The organism is Aliidiomarina celeris (assembly GCF_003316875.1).
Taxonomy (GTDB): Bacteria; Pseudomonadota; Gammaproteobacteria; order Enterobacterales; family Alteromonadaceae; genus Aliidiomarina; species Aliidiomarina celeris.
Genome location: NZ_QMIL01000007.1, coordinates 116,949 through 131,830, shown reverse-complemented (window position 1 = coordinate 131,830; position 14,882 = coordinate 116,949). Strand labels below are relative to the sequence as shown.

Below are 14,882 nucleotides of genomic sequence, written 5' to 3'. Positions count from 1 at the left end.
AAGCCGAAATGTTCACTGTAAGTGATAGTCCAATGAATGATAGCCCAACGAATAAAAGTCCAACGAAAGGTAACCAGATGAATGTAAGCAGAGAAAACAAGCGCAGCAACACCGTAGCACTGTTTTTTGCAATGGTTGCATCTGTCGGCGTATTTTCCCTGTTCAGCACTTCGGCCATAGCGCAGTTTCGTGTGCCAGAAGCAGTGCAGCTTTACACCGACGACGAGCTGGTACGGCTCATTCGGCAAAACACCCATTTACAGCGGGTGCGCGACATAGACGACTGCCAACTTTACCAAGACATTCAAGCGCAAGCGGAAATTGAGCGTCGCCCTACGTATCAGTTTTTGTACGGCGATATGCTTGCCTACGCGGTGTGTTATGAGCGCGACGTGGCACTCGGAGTGTCGTATATGGAGCAAGCCGCGCAGCAAGGGTTACCCGAAGCGCTTGAACAACTTGGTCGTTATTACCATGTAGGGCAATTGGTGCAGCCGGATATGCGGCGTGCGATTTTGTATCTTCGCGAAGCGGCAAGTCTCGGGAATTTACCGGCGCAAAAGCGTTTTGCACAGATTCTGCTAAACGGTCATGGCAGCGCTCTCGACTTTGAAGCAGCTTATCACTACCTTCACAACACGGTAACAGCAGACACAACCGAGCACCGCGAAATTCAACGTTTACTGAACGCTCTTGAAGAGAAAATGCCTACGCGCATTGTTGAGCGAGCGCGCTTGCCTTTGAACTCCTAAAATCTTTTGCTCAACTCTGCGGTGCGCTGGTGCGTTTAAGGGTAAGTGCAATGCCGCCGAGTATGAGTAAAGACGCAAGTACAAGCCGCAATGAGAGTTGCTCGTTAAGCGTAAATACACCGAGCAGAGTGGCGATAACCGGTACACTAAGTTGCAACGTAGCGGCGCTTGTTGCACGCAAGTGTGGGAGCACTGTGTACCAAACCGCGTAACCTAATCCAGACGTAACAACTCCCGACAGCACGGCATAGGTGAACCCTGTGGTGTCTATAGTGCTAGCCGACACGCCAAGTAAACTCAGCACAACAGCAAAGGGAACGGCACCGGTAAAGTTTCGCAGTGTAGACTGAAGGGGTAAAACTGAACCGCGCCCGCGCAGTGAATAAACACCCCACGCCATGCCCGAAAGCAGCATCAGCGCGGCGCCGCTCAATGACGGCGCAAAAGCTCCAGGCATCAGCAAATACACCAAGCCGAGCATCGCAGCGAGGAAGCCTAGCGTTTGTAGTGTGCTAAAACGCTCACCTCGCCATAGTGCGAAACCAATCATAGTCACTTGTACAGAGCCAAAGAGAATCAACGCCCCAGTTCCCGTGGGCAAGCTTACATAAGCAAATGAAAAGCCGGCGGCGTATACGAAAAGCGCCACTGCACTTATGTTATCGGCTTTTACAGAGCGAGAAGGTTGCTTCGCGGCTGCGCGCGAAATAATTACAAGCAACCACAAGGCGAGGGCTCCGGAAATGAGTCGAACCGTTGTGAAACTTGCTGGGTCTATTGAGGTGCTGGCGAGCGCCAGCCGACAGAGTAAGGAGTTACCAGCAAAAGCCAGTAAGGCAAATGCCGTATACAATATAAGTTTAGTATGCGGCATGCGCGCTCAAGACAAGCGCGCTTTGAAGTCTTGATAGGTGAACTGGCGGACCAATTGAAATTCACCATTGTCTTTAATGATACCAATAGAGGGATGCTCGACGCCGTTAAAGAACGAGGTTTTCACCATGGTGTAATGCATCATGTCTTGGAATAACAGGCGGTCGCCAATTTCAATTTCGTTAGAGAAACTGTAGCCCGGAATCACATCACCGGCCAAACAGGAGTTACCACCAATACGATAAGTAAAGGTTTTCTCACCCGCTTCGCCGCCGTTTTCACCTTTAAAGGTTAATACCGGGCGATAGGGCATTTCTAAAACGTCCGGCATGTGGGCCGTGGCTGAAATATCTAAAATCAATACCTTGCCCTGATTCTCCACAATATCCACAACTTCACATACAAGCGGGCCGGTTTGCCAAGCAACAGCGGAACCAGGCTCTAAAATAACCTGCACATTGTAGGTTTCTTTTAACCGTTTGAGCTGAGCAATCAGATGATCCACATCGTAACCGGCGCGAGTCATCAAGTGACCTCCGCCTAAGTTAATCCACTTCAGCTGGTGCAAATACTTACCAAAACGCTTTTCGACCGCAGCGAGAGTTCGTTCCAATGCAAAAGAATCACACTCACAGAGGTTGTGTATGTGAAAACCATCAATACCGGTTAAATCTACGCCTTCGAGTTGCTCTGCACGAATACCTAAGCGACTTCCTGGCGCTGAGGGATCGTACAATTCGGTTTCAGCTTCGCGTTGCTCTGGGTTAATCCGAATACCCACCGAAACGCCAGCTTTTTGCGCTTGCTCTTTAAAGCGCTCTAACTGTGTAACGCTGTTGAACGAAATATGGTTGCAAAGCTCCAATAAGCGCTGCATTTCACTGGCTTTATACGCGGGTGAGTAGGCATGCACTTCCTTGCCGAAGGTGTCGGCAGCAAGTTCTGCTTCCCACACCGAGCTTGCAGTACAGCCGGCCAAGTATTGGCGAACAGTAGAGAAACTGGACCACATAGAGAAGCCTTTCAGCGCCAATATAATTTCAGCGCCACTTTCCTGTTGAACCCGCTCCATAAGCTTGAGGTTACGAATCAGTTTGCTTTCCTCAAGCACATAGCAAGGTGACGGAATAGCTGAAGACATCAGTACGGCTTCATTATGGTCCATAGTGCGTTTCTCTCTGTTGTTATATTAGCGTTTAAACGGACTTTCGATGTTCTCTACTACTTGCCACGGCAAGCCGTACTTATTCAAACGCTCCATCATGGGATCCGGATCGAACTGCTCCATATTCCATACGCCGGGCTTCATCCACGTGCCTTCGAGCATTAGTGACGCCCCAATCATAGCCGGTACACCAGTGGTGTAAGACACAGCTTGCGCGCCCACTTCGCGGTTACATTCAGCGTGATCACAGTTGTTGTAGATGAAAATAGTTTTTTCTTTACCGTCTTTCATACCCGTAATGTAGGTTCCGATACAGGTCATGCCCTCATAGCCTTCTGCCAGAGAACCTGGGTTTGGTAATACAGCTTTCAAAAACTCTAACGGAGCAATTTGTTGGCCGTTAAAGTCGATCGGATGAATCGAAGTCATGCCAATGCCTTCCAGCACCCGTAAATGGTTCAAATAAGCGTCGCCGAAGGTCATCCAGAAGCGCGCACGTTTTAGGGTTGGGAAATGTTTAACCAACGATTCGAGCTCTTCGTGAAACAGCAAATAAGATGCACGAACCCCAACACCTGGGTAGTCTAGATCTTCGCGTACACTGATTGGATCCGTTTCATGCCACTCACCATTTTCCCAGTATTTACCCCGTTGGGTAATTTCTCGAATATTTATTTCCGGGTTGAAATTGGTCGCAAAAGCTTGGCCATGATCACCGCCGTTACAGTCGACAATGTCTAAATAGTGAATCTCATCAAAATAGTGCTTTGCTGCGTAGGCGGTGTAAACGTTGGTAACGCCCGGATCAAAACCAGACCCTAAAAGCGCCATTAAGCCAGCTTCTTTAAAGCGGTCATGATACGCCCACTGCCATGAGTACTCGAATTTCGCTTCGTCTTTTGGCTCATAGTTGGCCGTGTCGAGATAGTGTACGCCCGTTTCAAGACAAGCGTCCATAATGGGCAAGTCTTGATAAGGCAGCGCTACGTTAATCACTAAGTCTGGCTTAACTTTATTGATAAGAGCAACTAACTCTTGAACGTTGTCTGCGTCTACCGCGTACACGCCAACCACACGATCGCTGCCCACTTCTTGTTGGAGCTTTTCACACTTGGACACAGTGCGTGAAGCCAAGTGAATTTCGCCGAAATATTCCGGCAACATCGCGCATTTTTTTACCACTACGCCGCTGACACCACCGGCACCAATAATGAGAACTCGAGACATAATATTACCCCTTTGTGTTGGGTTGAAATCCTGCTCTTTCGGGTGCAAACCCGAACGTTATGAATGGGCGCGATTGTGCCTACGCCCGCTCAGAAATGCAATGTTTCTATTCTGATTCTGTTGTTCTATTTGTCTGCTCTTGCGCGTTTTTCTGGGTGTATAAAAATGCAAACGCCCACTGTTCCGCAATTTGTTCAATACGCATCCAAATAGGAGTGCCGGCACCGTGTCCAGCACGGGTTTCTACTTTTAATAGAATAGGTTTTTCGCACCCTTGGTCGCGCTGTAAAACGGCTGTAAACTTATAACTATGCCACGGCATAACCCGGTCGTCGTGGTCGCCGGTCGTAATTAAAGTAGCAGGATAGCAGGTGCCTGCTTGTGTGTTGTGCACAGGAGAGTATGCATAAAGGTTGGCGAAATGCTCTGGGTCCTCACTTAAGCCATAGTCGCTGCTCCACGCGCGAGCGTTTGCGCTCGATACGTGATAGCGCAACATATCGAGTACTCCTACGGCAGGTAAAGCGGCAGCAAACAATTCTGGGCGCTGTGTCATTGCGGCACCAACGAGCAAGCCACCGTTACTGCCACCTTGAATTGCAAGGTGCTCAGGTGCCGTAATATTAGCGTTTATGAGCCATTCTGCGGCAGCAATAAAGTCGTCGAAGGTGTTTTGCTTCTGCAGTTGAGTTCCGGCGCGGTGCCATGCCGCTCCATATTCACCGCCCCCGCGTAAGTTCGGAATGGCGAGAACACCCCCTTGCTCAATCCAGGCAATGCGGGCGGCGCTAAAGGAAGGCGTTAATGAAATATCAAAACCGCCATAACCGTACAGCAATACCGAGTTCTTCCCATTGCGCTGTAAGCCTTTCTGGTATACCAAAAACATCGGTATGCGGGTGCCGTCTTTACTTTCATAGAAAACTTGTTCGGTTGTAAAGTCCGACAAATCGGCAGCAAACTGAGTACGCCGATGCACTTCAGTTATGTCATTTCGAATGTCGTACCGATAAACCGTGCCGGGGTTAGTGAAACCCGTTAACGAGAAAAACGTTTCTAAGTGATTGGCGTTACCGGTGAAGCCAGACACGGTGCCAATATCTGGCAGCTCTAATTGTTTTTCGAAGCGCCCAAACGCGTCGTGCACGTGAACCACAGACTGCGCATTGCGAAGGTAATGGGCGAAAAACTTGCCTCCTACGTAGCTCACATTTGTGAGTGTCTCTGTTTGGGCGGCAATCAGCTCTTGCCAATGCTCGGCAGCGGGGCGTCTAATATCAACGGCAATCACTCGACCGGTTTCAGCACCATTGTTGGTTTTGAAAAAGAACAAGTTGCCGTCGGTGTCGATGAGTTCATTCTGCGACTGCCAATCGTCGAACAACCGCACCCAGCGAGAGTCTGTACCCAGCTCTTTTATATGAATGGCGTTGGCAAAGAAGCCGTCAGTAATAACGGCAACGAGAAAACGACCGTCACGCGTTACACGTGGATAAGGGTTGTGATTTGAGTTATCGGCAATGCTATAAATTAGAGGGTCGTTTTGCTGAGCTGTACCGAGCCGATGAAAATAAATAGCCACAGGTTGTTGGTCGTCACCGTTCGGTGTATTTGCTCCGGTAGGGTAGCGACTGTAATAAAAACCTGTTTCGTCTGCTAGCCAAGCAATATTAGTGAATTTGGTGAAGCGAATTTCGTCGGCCAGATCGCGCCCCGTTTGAACGTTACGAATTCGAAACGAACGCCAGTCGCTGCCACCGTCCGAAACCCCATAGGCAACGTAGTTTCCTTGCGGGCTTACGTAGGCATCGGCAAGAGCAACGGTACCGTCGTTACTGAACCCGTTCGGATCTATCAGTGCTTTTCCAACATTACCCGGATGATCGGTAACATAGAGTACAGACTGGTTTTGTAGACCGTCGTTACGGTAATAGAAGTAGCGATCGCCATGGCGAAACGGCGTGCCAATACGTTCGTAATTCCATAAGTCGGTTAGGCGCTGCTTAAAAGTGTCGCTTTGGTTACGAATGTTGAGCGTGTTACGGGTAAACGCATTTTGGCTGGCAACCCACTGTTGAACTTCAGTGCTGTTTAAATTCTCCAACCACCGATACGGGTCGGCTACGTCTACGCCGTGGTACTTGTCGTTTTGGTCGCTTTCAGGCGTGTAAGGATATTCTAAGCCGGTTGGTGGCGTCGTGTCTTGTGCTGGCCTCTGCGCGCAACTCACGATCATAAATAGCGCGAAAAAGAACAAACCTGAGATGAGCAGATTTCTGCCAATAATGTTCATGCAAAATGCACCTTGGATAATAACGAATGGCCTTACTATACTGCCTGATGCAGTTGCAGACAAACTTCACGCAACTGCTTCAAAGCGGCTTTTTTACCGCTGAATCCGTGTCTTTCAGCAAGTTCAGTGAGGTCGCCAGGGTCATCTAGGGCTGCTCTCAGTAACTCAGATTGTACAAAATCATGAGGGATCCAATGCCAGGCAAATGCGGCCGCAAGCCATGGTTTGTAATCTAAAAAATTCAACTCACCATGAGCAAATGCTTGGCCAAGTTCACGCCAACGTTGTCGTAAACGCTCTTTTGGCGCCTGTTCAACACCACTTTGGTGGCGCAGAAAAACCGCCATGTCGGTATCTATTGATTGCCAGTAATGAAGCTTACCGACAGTACGGAACTGTAACTCGCTAATAAGAAATTGCGCTAACAGTCTCAAGGCGTGCTGTGCTCGTTTTGAAATAGGGTAAGCAAAAATAGCAGACGGATACCGACTTGCAGGATCAGGTTTATGGCCTATACGAATTGGTAACCAATTATTATGGCTCCAAAAATGCGCGAGCTTTTGCGTTAAACCAAAACTCGTACCGAGCGCATCAAACTTTTGCTCAATAGCCCACTGAGTTATGGCGTAGAGCAGGGCAGAGCCTAAGCCGAGGCTTCGAACGCCCTCTTTAATGGCAATACGAACCACACGAATATGGCGCATGCTCGCCAACTCTGGTTGCTTCGAATAATAGGCATAACTTTGTGGTAACAAGTTACCAGGTGGGCGTCGAATGCCCTTGGTAATGGGTTCAATTAAGTCTGCAATCAAGGGGCCTTCTGCGGCAAGCCAAGCTACACCAACAAGCACATTGCTAATATGTAAAGTCATTAAAACTTGACTCGTGTCGTCCAGTAACAGCTGAAAATCACTTGGTCGCGTTTGGTAATGTGCGTCGCTTAGCAATTGAAATACTTCAAGGCGTTCCTGCAGTATGAGGGAGTGCGCTTGATTACAGCTAAATTGAAATGCGCCTTGCCGATGGTATTTGAACTCTTGTGGCACGTATTCACTCGTAGGGTCACTTACTGGCGAGTAAAGTGCAAAAGCCTCTTTGTTCGCGTGCTCAACTGGGTCATTTACTCCCCAACGAATAGGCTGCTGTAAGGTGGCAAGTGTTACTTGCCCAAAATGTTTTGCAAGCTCAGCCTCAAAGCGAATGCGAAAGCCCCTACCCGCGTACTCATATCCCTCGGTTGTAGTGGCAAGTACTAATATGCCCGGGAAAGTTAGTATGGCATTTTGGGCTCGAACCGGCAGCGTTGCCGCTTCATCAAAAATGAGAGTGTCGTAAATGAGCCATTCATGTTGCTCAAGTTGGTCCGGTGATAAAAAATAAACGTTACTGTGTTCGAGTGGGTAAACAACCGCCTGTTGCTTTGAAGGAGCACAAACAAAAAAACGTGAATGTGTATGCTGTGGTAAAGCCAATGTTTGCCGAAGCCAAGCATTTAACGTTGCGGTTTTTCCTCTACCCCTAGCTGCATTCAGTATCAGCACTTGGTTCGACTGTAAGCTCAGTAGGCTATGTATAATGTCTTGCTGCGATTGTGTTGGGTTAAACGCAGGGTTGCTCTGGGGTGGCTTCCACCCGCCAAAAAAGTCAATAAGCGATTGATCTTGCTGGCAATTGAAATAGTCGGTTGGCTTGAAAAATCGCAAAAAATGGCAAAACGAGGGTGTTTTTAACAACTGAGGGCTTGCTCTCACCACAATAATTCCGCCGCCAACAACGGTTCCTGTTAATGCTGCCCATTGGTCGGCATTCCAACCGTTTCTGTAGTCTGCATACAGCAAAGCATGCTCTTTCCCCAGCTGCATACGAAAGTCGCTTCGCCCGGTAATCTCCAGTGCACCATGTTCGCGCAGAAGCTCCACCACTAGCTCGGTACTGGGTTCATTATCAGCGGGCGCATTCCAAAGAATAAGCGTTCGAGAATTATGGTCGCATTGGTGGTTGTAGAAATTACGCAATGGGCTTGGCACGGATAGCGTTACCTTGTTAAACAAAAATGACGATGAAAAATAGTTTATTGATGAGCCTGCTTAGGCTTTTCAGACACATAAATAATAATCTCGCCAGAGATAACCACAGTTCCGTCGCTCTCGCGTTCCGCACGAACCGATACGGGTACATCTCCAACCTGCCAAGCATTGGGCTCTATTTCCGCAATTACGCGAATATGGTCATTTGCTTTAGCTGTGTACTGCACACTCATGCCCTTTGGTATCCATCGTAAACCTTTTGGAATAGACGCCTCGGCTAGTGCTCCCATTGCCATTTCTAGACCATTGCACAGCGCAATGGCGTGCACAGTACCAATATGATTTTGAACGGCTTTGCGCTTATTAAAACGAAGTTCGCAATAGTTCTCGCGAAGTTGTGTAATATGCGGTCGAATACTTTTAAAATAAGGCGCCTTGCGGGCAAACATTAACGAAAAAATACGTTCGCCAAAGGGAAGTGTTAAACACTTTTCGCGCAGTGCGAGAAGGTAATTGGTGTTGCTTTGCATGTTCATAAAAACCCCAAAGAGTAAAATAGAGCGGGAAGAGATCATAAAGATACAGGTATACTATTGGAAATAGTAACTCAATAACGAAAGGAAAAATAATGACTACCCCTTCATGCCCAATGTGTGGTTCAGAGTATGCGTATGCAGACGGCCTTATGTTTATTTGTCCAGAATGTGCGCATGAATGGAATCCTCTTGCTACTAACGAAAACGAGGCGAAGTCGATAACCGACGCTCATGGTCAACCCCTACAAGACGGCGACACAGTAACGGTAATTAAAGACCTGAAAGTGAAAGGAAGCTCGCTTGTGGTAAAAGTAGGCACCAAAGTAAAAAATATTCGTCTAGTAGACGGCGATCACGACATCGACTGTAAAATTGATGGTGTAGGCGCTATGAAGCTAAAGTCGGAGTTTGTGAAAAAAGTTTAACTCAAGACTATCGTAAACAAGCCAATACTATGAATAGTGATGTTTCAAGAAACTACACGATTGCAGGAATAGGCGTTGGTGTGACCTCCGCTGCGTTAGGCCGGCTATGGGCGCCAGCTGCGGCGATTGGGACGGCTTTAGATGCTGGTATTGGTGTTGTGGCGTTATCACATAGAAGCTATGCAGAGAACGACTACGATGCCTCCGTTCTTTCTCTGCTGGCCAACTACTGGCCAAAATGCGAGCTGCCGGTTACGACGGAACCCAACCCATAAAACTCTACTCTTGCGAGACGGGGACGGGGGATCACTCCTTCGGTCAATCGTTGGCGAATGAGTCGGGCCAGCCAGTGACAGCCCCGAATGTTCCGTATTTGTTTAAATCAAACGTGCATAATGGGCTAGCGGCCGGAGGTGCATGGATAACCTTTTATCCAAATGGAGGATAGCTTGTGATACAAAAGTATATAGATTTCTTAGTAAGGTGCTGTGTTCTCATAAGTTTATTCCCACCTGTCGCAGTGTCTGACATGAGAGTTTTGGATGTGACAGTTTTCTCAGACGCAGTTGATGAAGAGTGTACGCCGATTGATTTAAAACTGTCTGCATTAGCGGATAGGACCTCAATGAATAACAGATATGTAGTTAGTTTAAGTTTATTCGGAAGTAATAATGATCTTATTTTAGTGACCGGTATGCCTGTGGTTCACGAAGGCCAAGATTCTGTTGTGTCGGGTTGTTTGCCCATAAACAGTGATTTCCGTATATATCTTAGTATTCAGTCTCACCCTGAAAATACACTCTCCTTGTGCCCGGATGAAATTGTGATTAGTGATTTAAGTGAGTATATCGAGCAAAAAGGCTGGCAGTAACCCTTACCTGCAAGAGATAGACTACGACCCAGCAACCGATAAAGCAACAATTCGTCTGTAATTTCCAGTTTACCCGCTGGTTTTCTTCTGATTCCTAGCTCGGAGTAAAATGTGGTACTGACTGAGTGTAATCGTTGTAGCCTTGAATAAGTGCTTGCCATTGAATGTCGTGCCAATCAAAGCTTGGGTGTAAGCTACGCTCTTTTTCTAATGAGCGCTTCAGGCGGTTAAGGTTCTCGTTCTTCCATGGGCTTGTTTGGCCTACTCGCCGCTCACATTTGTCGAAGTCAATAAGCCAAACTTTACGCGTATTATCCAGCAAAATATTGTGGCAGTTTAAGTCGGAGTGGTACACCTGTGCCGCGTGTAACTTTTGTATTGCGACACCAATGTTGAACCAAAGGGTAAGTTGCTGCTCGCGCTCCATGTTCGCTGCTTCTTTTGTGAGGAGAAAGCTGAAGAAGTCTTGTGCGCATGGAATGCGCTCTATCAAAATGCTTGCTCGGTAGAAAAGCCCTGAACGCTCATAAAAAGCCGCGTAGGGTTGAGGTACAGGTAGACCTTGCTCGTGCATCCATTGCAGCAATTGAAACTCTTGCACTGCTCGGCTTTTGTGGGCCGGGGCGAGAAAGAACTGATCGGTAAAAATTTTGCCAACAAAGCCTCCACGATAATAACGGCGAAGCACCATTTGTAGTTCTTCGTAATCAATGAAGTATGCGGTGTTTCTGCCTTTTGAACTCCCTACAATGCTGTTTTTCTGCTGCCAAAAAGTGGGGCTAAAGTAGTGCGGTTCAACGGCCGACAAAACATGGTTATTCCATATATAGTATCGATTCTTGGCATGACGCTGCTGAATAGTCATTCTACGAGCCCTTTAAAAATTAATGGGAATTGCCGAAAACGCATGCCCTCGTAACTGTCTTGAAGTACCCATTTTTCGAGTTCATCAGGGTTGTTACTTACCGCTAAAAAATGCCGGTAGCGCTGCATCCCAAGCTTAGCCTGCTTGGGTAAGTGAACCTGCTGTTCATAAAAAGCGAGGTTCTGCTTTAAGATTGCCATGTCTTGTGGGTTGTTCTTTAAATGCGTGAGCGCTTTCTGGAAGTACAGGAGAGGAGCTTCTTCTCGCTCGCGTTTGCCGCTGGGGCCGCGTTTTGACTTAAAAGGATAGTAACGGTCCGACATGTTTCACGCCTTCCACTTACAATGCGTCACGAATTTCAGTCATTATTCGTGTATTTGAGACTAATCGTTGAGCAAGTTCGCGATACTGAATTGCAACTTCGGGTTGCTCCATTTCCTCATAGAGTGCACTGAGTGCCATAAGATTGAAATGTGTATGGTGTGCGTCATTAAGTGCCAGTCGAACATAGAGTGCGCGTCTGTATGTGTTTAGCGCATCTTCTTTTTGTTCAAGCGTGCTGTAATGTGCCGCGAGGGCTTCCAAACATGTTGCAATGCCAGGCCGAAAACCTTGGGAAGTGTAAATGCTAAGCGCCTGCTCAAGCGCATTAACATGCTGCTTTTGCGCGTAAATTAAGCGCAGGTAGCGCGCATGGTACAACGGGTTGTCGGCAAATAGGCTGGGTTGGTTCGCTTGTTCAAGCCATTGAGTGTTCTGTGGCTCTGTGAGTAAAGTAAACTGGGCAAGGGTTAAAAGAGCGCTACGCTCCAGTGCCGACCAGTCGCGTGGGGCCTTGCGCATTCGATTACGCTCATCAACAAGGGCTGCTTGAATAATGCTTATTTCTTTCTGCGCTTGTAGGTATTTTTGTTGCGCTATGTATACACGTGCAAGTGTTAGGCTCGCGCGTACCTTTGAAGCACTGTCTCCTTGCTCGGTAGCAAGTTTGAGTGCAACGGCAGCGGCGTGTTCTGAAAATTCATACTGCGCTACCAGAAATGCAGCTTCAGCCATATTTTGCTGTGCTACAAGAAGTTTCTCTTGTTGGTTCAGGCTCTGATATTCGCTAGCAGCCCGCGAAAAGTACATTATGGCGTCACTGTATTCGCCACGCTCATATAGTGCAACGCCTCGCTCTTGAAGTTGATTGGCATTAGTGATGGCGTAAGGAGCTGGTGCTGTTTGCGTTGAGCAGCCAAGCAATAAAACTAAAGCAAAAGCGACTACTGTAATCCATTTAGTCATGGGGGATAATTTCCACGTTTTGCCGAGCTGGCTCTTGGCCGATACTTAGCGGCCAAGTTCCCATAATTCGACGCATCAGTAAGTCGGTTTGTTCCATAAGAATATTCACTTGGTTCATTAGATCGGGCAAATTTCGCAGTTCTGGTTGTAAGCTGTTAAGCGTTGCATTCACTTGCTCTAGCATAAGTACCATTTCTGTCATTGCAGTTGGAATATAAGGCGCCGCTTCGGCTACATTCTCCATTATCGGAGCAAGTTGCTCTAATACGGGCTGAAGCTGTTGTAGCCGCTGCTCGGTTTGTTGCAACGTAACATCTACCGCCCGTAAAACTTCTGCAACTTGAGATGCGAATTGTTGGTCTTTTACCATTTTGCCCGCGAGGCCCTCGCCATTGTCGATACTAGCCAAAATAGACTCGAGGTGCCTTGTAATTTGGGTGGTATTGTCAAGTAGTGATGATACGTCTTTTTCGTCGACGGCAAGAATAAGTTGAGTAAGGTGTGTTATTGCATTTTGTACGCCTTCCATGAGAGGCGTAACGCCAGCCATGAGGTCTTCGATACTGAGCGGAGCTTCTACATTCATGGCGGTGCCGCTTTCAAGCATGGGTAGCTCCGGGTTGCCGGTGCTAAAGTCGATACTTGTTCGCCCAAGTAGGGAAAGTACAATAGATGGCTTGGAGTCAGTCCGGAGCATGCTGGTGTAACGCTCGTAAATGCGAACTCGAATGCGAATAAGGTGCTCGGGGGTAATTTCAACTTCGTCTACCCTACCTACTGCAATTCCGGCAACGCGTACCGGGGTGTCGAGCGCTACGCCTTCGGCGCTTTCTACGAATAGGTCAATGTGAATGTAGTCTTCGAATAAATGTAAATTACGGCCATTGACTACAAATAAACTCATAAAAAGTAACAGCGCAAGCACCACAAAAATGCCAACGATCTTTTCTACCGTAGAATAGTTTAAACGGTGAATATAATGTGGTTTGGTGCTGCCCATTCGTTTCATTCCTTGCGCTATGCCGTTGCGCTTTGATTATGCTCTGCTACTCATGAAAAAGAGCGAGATATTCTTTCACTTCGGAGTGCGTGCTTGCACAAAATTCGTACCAAGACGAAAAAAAATGTACTTCGGTTTTACCCACAAAATAAATCTGTTGTGCATGCTTGCGGACAAAACTTACATTACTTGTGGCGGTAATTAATGTGCCTGCTTTGGCCCATGTTACAAAAAATTGATTCAAAATGCTGTATTCAAATGGATCGAGTGCATACCAAGGATCGTCTAGTATGAGTACTTCCGGGTCAAGCATTACGGCACGTATAATACTGAGTTGCACACGCTCTAATGGTGACAAATAAGCAGGTAACGCCTCGCTATTTCCTTGAAAATCAATATCCATAAGAAGTTGTTGGGCTTTCTTAATAAGCGCAGGCTTCTCGTCTTTGTTGTGGTATTGGCTGGGCATAATGAGATTGTTAAAGCCGCTGGCGACACTAAGTAGTGGCGTTGCTTTTGAAATGTAGCTAATTTTTTGTCTAAGTAGCGGCCATTCTAGCTCGGGAATGGTCGCTACGTTTTGTCCGTACAACTCTAATGTACCGGCAGAAATAGCGTGAACACCGGCAAGGGTTCTTAAATAAATATCCAGCAGTTGGGTGTTCATACCCAATAAGCACACAATGTGGCCTTTTTTTGTACGCAGATTTATAGGGCAGCCAGCTTCGCCTGAGCTGAGCTCTGGTTGTAACTGGTGTGCATGTATTGCCGCCAATTCGGGTTGCATTGCTTTGTCCTATAAAAACGAAGTTTGCATAGCCAAAATAAAGAGTGCGTTCAGCACAAAAATAATGCTCAGGCTATTTACAATTGCGCGTTGCGTTTGCTGTGGTAATTCCGTTCGCGATTGCTGTACCTGCAAAGCGTGGTAACTTGCAATAGAGCCAATTAGTGCGCCAAACATAAGGTTTTTAATTAAATACAGAGAGAGGTCTTTTGGGTGTAAAGCGTTCGCTATGTCGGTAAGGTAATTTAAGTAGCCTGGATTTTCGGTATACGCTAAAAACAAAACACCACTCGCAATCGAAAAAAACGCAAAGTAAATCGACAATATCATTTGGGCGATTGCGGTGCCGACAACGCGCGGCGTTACGAGGAAGCGGTTTAAGTTCATTCCGAGCATTTCTAAGCCTTCAAGCTCTCGGTTGAGCTTCATATTACCGAGGTCAACGGTAATTGCAGAGCCACTTCGCCCAATGAGTACAATAGCAGTGAGTAACGCACTTAACTCGTACACTACAACCCGCGTTAAAATGTCGATAACCTCTGTGCGCTCGCCAATAAGCTGAATAGTAAGAATAACTTGCGCGGTAATGGCAAGGCCAGAGGCAATGCCAAGTAAAGATATAACCGGAAGGGCGTCTACACCTGAGAAGATAAGCTGGTTTACAAGGGTACGCATAGAGGCTTTATTGATGCGCACACGGCCTTGTTGGCGTGGATTTAGAACCCGCAAAGTGAACAGTAGAATACTAAAAAGGTAGCGCGGGAGTTTAAGAGA

At 47.3% G+C, this 14,882-nt stretch carries 17 protein-coding genes; 5 read left to right on the top strand and 12 right to left on the bottom strand.

Annotated features, from left to right (window positions below):
- Window positions 1–131: 131 nt before the first annotated feature.
- The gene (locus DQW12_RS12195; RefSeq protein WP_113908173.1) at window positions 132–752 is read left to right on the top strand and encodes a tetratricopeptide repeat protein; all 621 of its coding nucleotides are present in this window, start codon (window positions 132–134) and stop codon (window positions 750–752) included.
- A 10-nt stretch (window positions 753–762) separates the two neighbouring features.
- Here DQW12_RS12195 and DQW12_RS12190 read toward each other — a convergent pair whose 3' ends face one another.
- The 6 genes from DQW12_RS12190 to DQW12_RS12165 all read right to left on the bottom strand — a co-directional run bounded on the left by DQW12_RS12190 (window position 763) and on the right by DQW12_RS12165 (window position 8,867).
- Window positions 763–1,626, bottom strand: a complete 864-nt coding sequence (locus DQW12_RS12190; protein ID WP_113908143.1) for a DMT family transporter — start codon at window positions 1,624–1,626, stop codon at window positions 763–765.
- Window positions 1,627–1,632: 6 nt separating this feature from the next.
- Window positions 1,633–2,790 carry a carboxynorspermidine decarboxylase gene (nspC, locus tag DQW12_RS12185; protein WP_232819978.1) on the bottom strand — a complete coding sequence of 386 codons (1,158 nt, stop codon included), beginning with the start codon at window positions 2,788–2,790 and terminating at the stop codon, window positions 1,633–1,635.
- Between the two features lie 24 nt (window positions 2,791–2,814).
- Window positions 2,815–4,017, bottom strand: coding sequence for a saccharopine dehydrogenase family protein (locus DQW12_RS12180; RefSeq protein ID WP_113908142.1), 1,203 nt, complete (start codon window positions 4,015–4,017; stop codon window positions 2,815–2,817).
- 106 nt (window positions 4,018–4,123) lie between these two features.
- The gene (locus DQW12_RS12175; protein ID WP_232819976.1) at window positions 4,124–6,310 is read right to left on the bottom strand and encodes a prolyl oligopeptidase family serine peptidase; all 2,187 of its coding nucleotides are present in this window, start codon (window positions 6,308–6,310) and stop codon (window positions 4,124–4,126) included.
- A gap of 35 nt (window positions 6,311–6,345) precedes the next feature.
- Window positions 6,346–8,337 carry a tRNA(Met) cytidine acetyltransferase TmcA domain-containing protein gene (locus tag DQW12_RS12170; protein ID WP_113908141.1) on the bottom strand — a complete coding sequence of 664 codons (1,992 nt, stop codon included), beginning with the start codon at window positions 8,335–8,337 and terminating at the stop codon, window positions 6,346–6,348.
- A gap of 44 nt (window positions 8,338–8,381) precedes the next feature.
- Window positions 8,382–8,867, bottom strand: coding sequence for a hotdog fold domain-containing protein (locus DQW12_RS12165; RefSeq protein WP_113908170.1), 486 nt, complete (start codon window positions 8,865–8,867; stop codon window positions 8,382–8,384).
- Window positions 8,868–8,962: 95 nt separating this feature from the next.
- Between DQW12_RS12165 and DQW12_RS12160 the strand changes: the two genes are divergently transcribed.
- The 4 genes from DQW12_RS12160 to DQW12_RS13495 are packed head-to-tail and all read left to right on the top strand — an operon-like array spanning window position 8,963 to window position 10,169.
- Window positions 8,963–9,298: a zinc ribbon domain-containing protein YjdM gene (locus tag DQW12_RS12160; RefSeq protein ID WP_113908140.1), complete on the top strand. Its 336-nt coding sequence runs from the start codon at window positions 8,963–8,965 to the stop codon at window positions 9,296–9,298.
- A 29-nt stretch (window positions 9,299–9,327) separates the two neighbouring features.
- Window positions 9,328–9,573, top strand: a complete 246-nt coding sequence (locus tag DQW12_RS13500; RefSeq protein WP_157957924.1) for a hypothetical protein — start codon at window positions 9,328–9,330, stop codon at window positions 9,571–9,573.
- Complete coding sequence (locus DQW12_RS13850) at window positions 9,537–9,746, top strand: DUF8616 domain-containing protein (protein WP_502243685.1); 210 nt, start codon at window positions 9,537–9,539, stop codon at window positions 9,744–9,746. Before DQW12_RS13500 ends, DQW12_RS13850 begins: the two co-directional genes overlap by 37 nt.
- A gap of 3 nt (window positions 9,747–9,749) precedes the next feature.
- Window positions 9,750–10,169, top strand: coding sequence for a hypothetical protein (locus DQW12_RS13495; RefSeq protein WP_157957923.1), 420 nt, complete (start codon window positions 9,750–9,752; stop codon window positions 10,167–10,169).
- A 94-nt stretch (window positions 10,170–10,263) separates the two neighbouring features.
- Here the strand turns inward: DQW12_RS13495 and DQW12_RS12150 are convergent, their stop codons facing one another.
- The 6 genes from DQW12_RS12150 to DQW12_RS12125 are packed head-to-tail and all read right to left on the bottom strand — an operon-like array spanning window position 10,264 to window position 14,783.
- The gene (locus tag DQW12_RS12150; RefSeq protein WP_113908138.1) at window positions 10,264–11,034 is read right to left on the bottom strand and encodes a 3-deoxy-D-manno-octulosonic acid kinase; all 771 of its coding nucleotides are present in this window, start codon (window positions 11,032–11,034) and stop codon (window positions 10,264–10,266) included.
- The gene (locus tag DQW12_RS12145; protein WP_113908137.1) at window positions 11,031–11,357 is read right to left on the bottom strand and encodes a hypothetical protein; all 327 of its coding nucleotides are present in this window, start codon (window positions 11,355–11,357) and stop codon (window positions 11,031–11,033) included. The genes DQW12_RS12150 and DQW12_RS12145 overlap by 4 nt, the downstream gene beginning before the upstream one ends.
- Before the next feature lie 16 nt (window positions 11,358–11,373).
- A complete protein-coding gene (locus DQW12_RS12140) occupies window positions 11,374–12,321 on the bottom strand; it encodes a hypothetical protein (protein ID WP_113908136.1) in 948 nt (315 codons plus the stop codon).
- Window positions 12,314–13,321, bottom strand: a complete 1,008-nt coding sequence (locus tag DQW12_RS12135; protein ID WP_157957922.1) for an MlaD family protein — start codon at window positions 13,319–13,321, stop codon at window positions 12,314–12,316. The genes DQW12_RS12140 and DQW12_RS12135 overlap by 8 nt, the downstream gene beginning before the upstream one ends.
- 46 nt (window positions 13,322–13,367) lie before the next feature.
- On the bottom strand, window positions 13,368–14,108 hold the full coding sequence (locus DQW12_RS12130; protein WP_113908134.1) for an ATP-binding cassette domain-containing protein: 741 nt from the start codon (window positions 14,106–14,108) through the stop codon (window positions 13,368–13,370).
- A gap of 9 nt (window positions 14,109–14,117) precedes the next feature.
- A complete protein-coding gene (locus DQW12_RS12125; protein WP_157957921.1) occupies window positions 14,118–14,783 on the bottom strand; it encodes an ABC transporter permease in 666 nt (221 codons plus the stop codon).
- Between the last annotated feature and the right edge of the window lie 99 nt (window positions 14,784–14,882).

Excerpts from the sequence above, each read along its gene's own strand:
- DQW12_RS12195 (WP_113908173.1), top strand. The coding sequence starts at position 132 with ATGGTTGCATCTGTCGGCGTATTTTCCCTGTTCAGCACTTCGGCCATA.
- DQW12_RS12190 (WP_113908143.1), bottom strand. The coding sequence starts at position 1,626 with ATGCCGCATACTAAACTTATATTGTATACGGCATTTGCCTTACTGGCT.
- nspC (WP_232819978.1), bottom strand. The coding sequence starts at position 2,790 with ATGGACCATAATGAAGCCGTACTGATGTCTTCAGCTATTCCGTCACCT.
- DQW12_RS12180 (WP_113908142.1), bottom strand. The coding sequence starts at position 4,017 with ATGTCTCGAGTTCTCATTATTGGTGCCGGTGGTGTCAGCGGCGTAGTG.
- DQW12_RS12175 (WP_232819976.1), bottom strand. The coding sequence starts at position 6,310 with ATGAACATTATTGGCAGAAATCTGCTCATCTCAGGTTTGTTCTTTTTC.
- DQW12_RS12165 (WP_113908170.1), bottom strand. The coding sequence starts at position 8,867 with ATGCAAAGCAACACCAATTACCTTCTCGCACTGCGCGAAAAGTGTTTA.
- DQW12_RS13500 (WP_157957924.1), top strand. The coding sequence starts at position 9,328 with ATGAATAGTGATGTTTCAAGAAACTACACGATTGCAGGAATAGGCGTT.
- DQW12_RS13850 (WP_502243685.1), top strand. The coding sequence starts at position 9,537 with ATGCGAGCTGCCGGTTACGACGGAACCCAACCCATAAAACTCTACTCT.
- DQW12_RS12150 (WP_113908138.1), bottom strand. The coding sequence starts at position 11,034 with ATGACTATTCAGCAGCGTCATGCCAAGAATCGATACTATATATGGAAT.
- DQW12_RS12145 (WP_113908137.1), bottom strand. The coding sequence starts at position 11,357 with ATGTCGGACCGTTACTATCCTTTTAAGTCAAAACGCGGCCCCAGCGGC.
- DQW12_RS12140 (WP_113908136.1), bottom strand. The coding sequence starts at position 12,321 with ATGACTAAATGGATTACAGTAGTCGCTTTTGCTTTAGTTTTATTGCTT.
- DQW12_RS12135 (WP_157957922.1), bottom strand. The coding sequence starts at position 13,321 with ATGGGCAGCACCAAACCACATTATATTCACCGTTTAAACTATTCTACG.
- DQW12_RS12130 (WP_113908134.1), bottom strand. The coding sequence starts at position 14,108 with ATGCAACCCGAATTGGCGGCAATACATGCACACCAGTTACAACCAGAG.
- DQW12_RS12125 (WP_157957921.1), bottom strand. The coding sequence starts at position 14,783 with ATGCGTACCCTTGTAAACCAGCTTATCTTCTCAGGTGTAGACGCCCTT.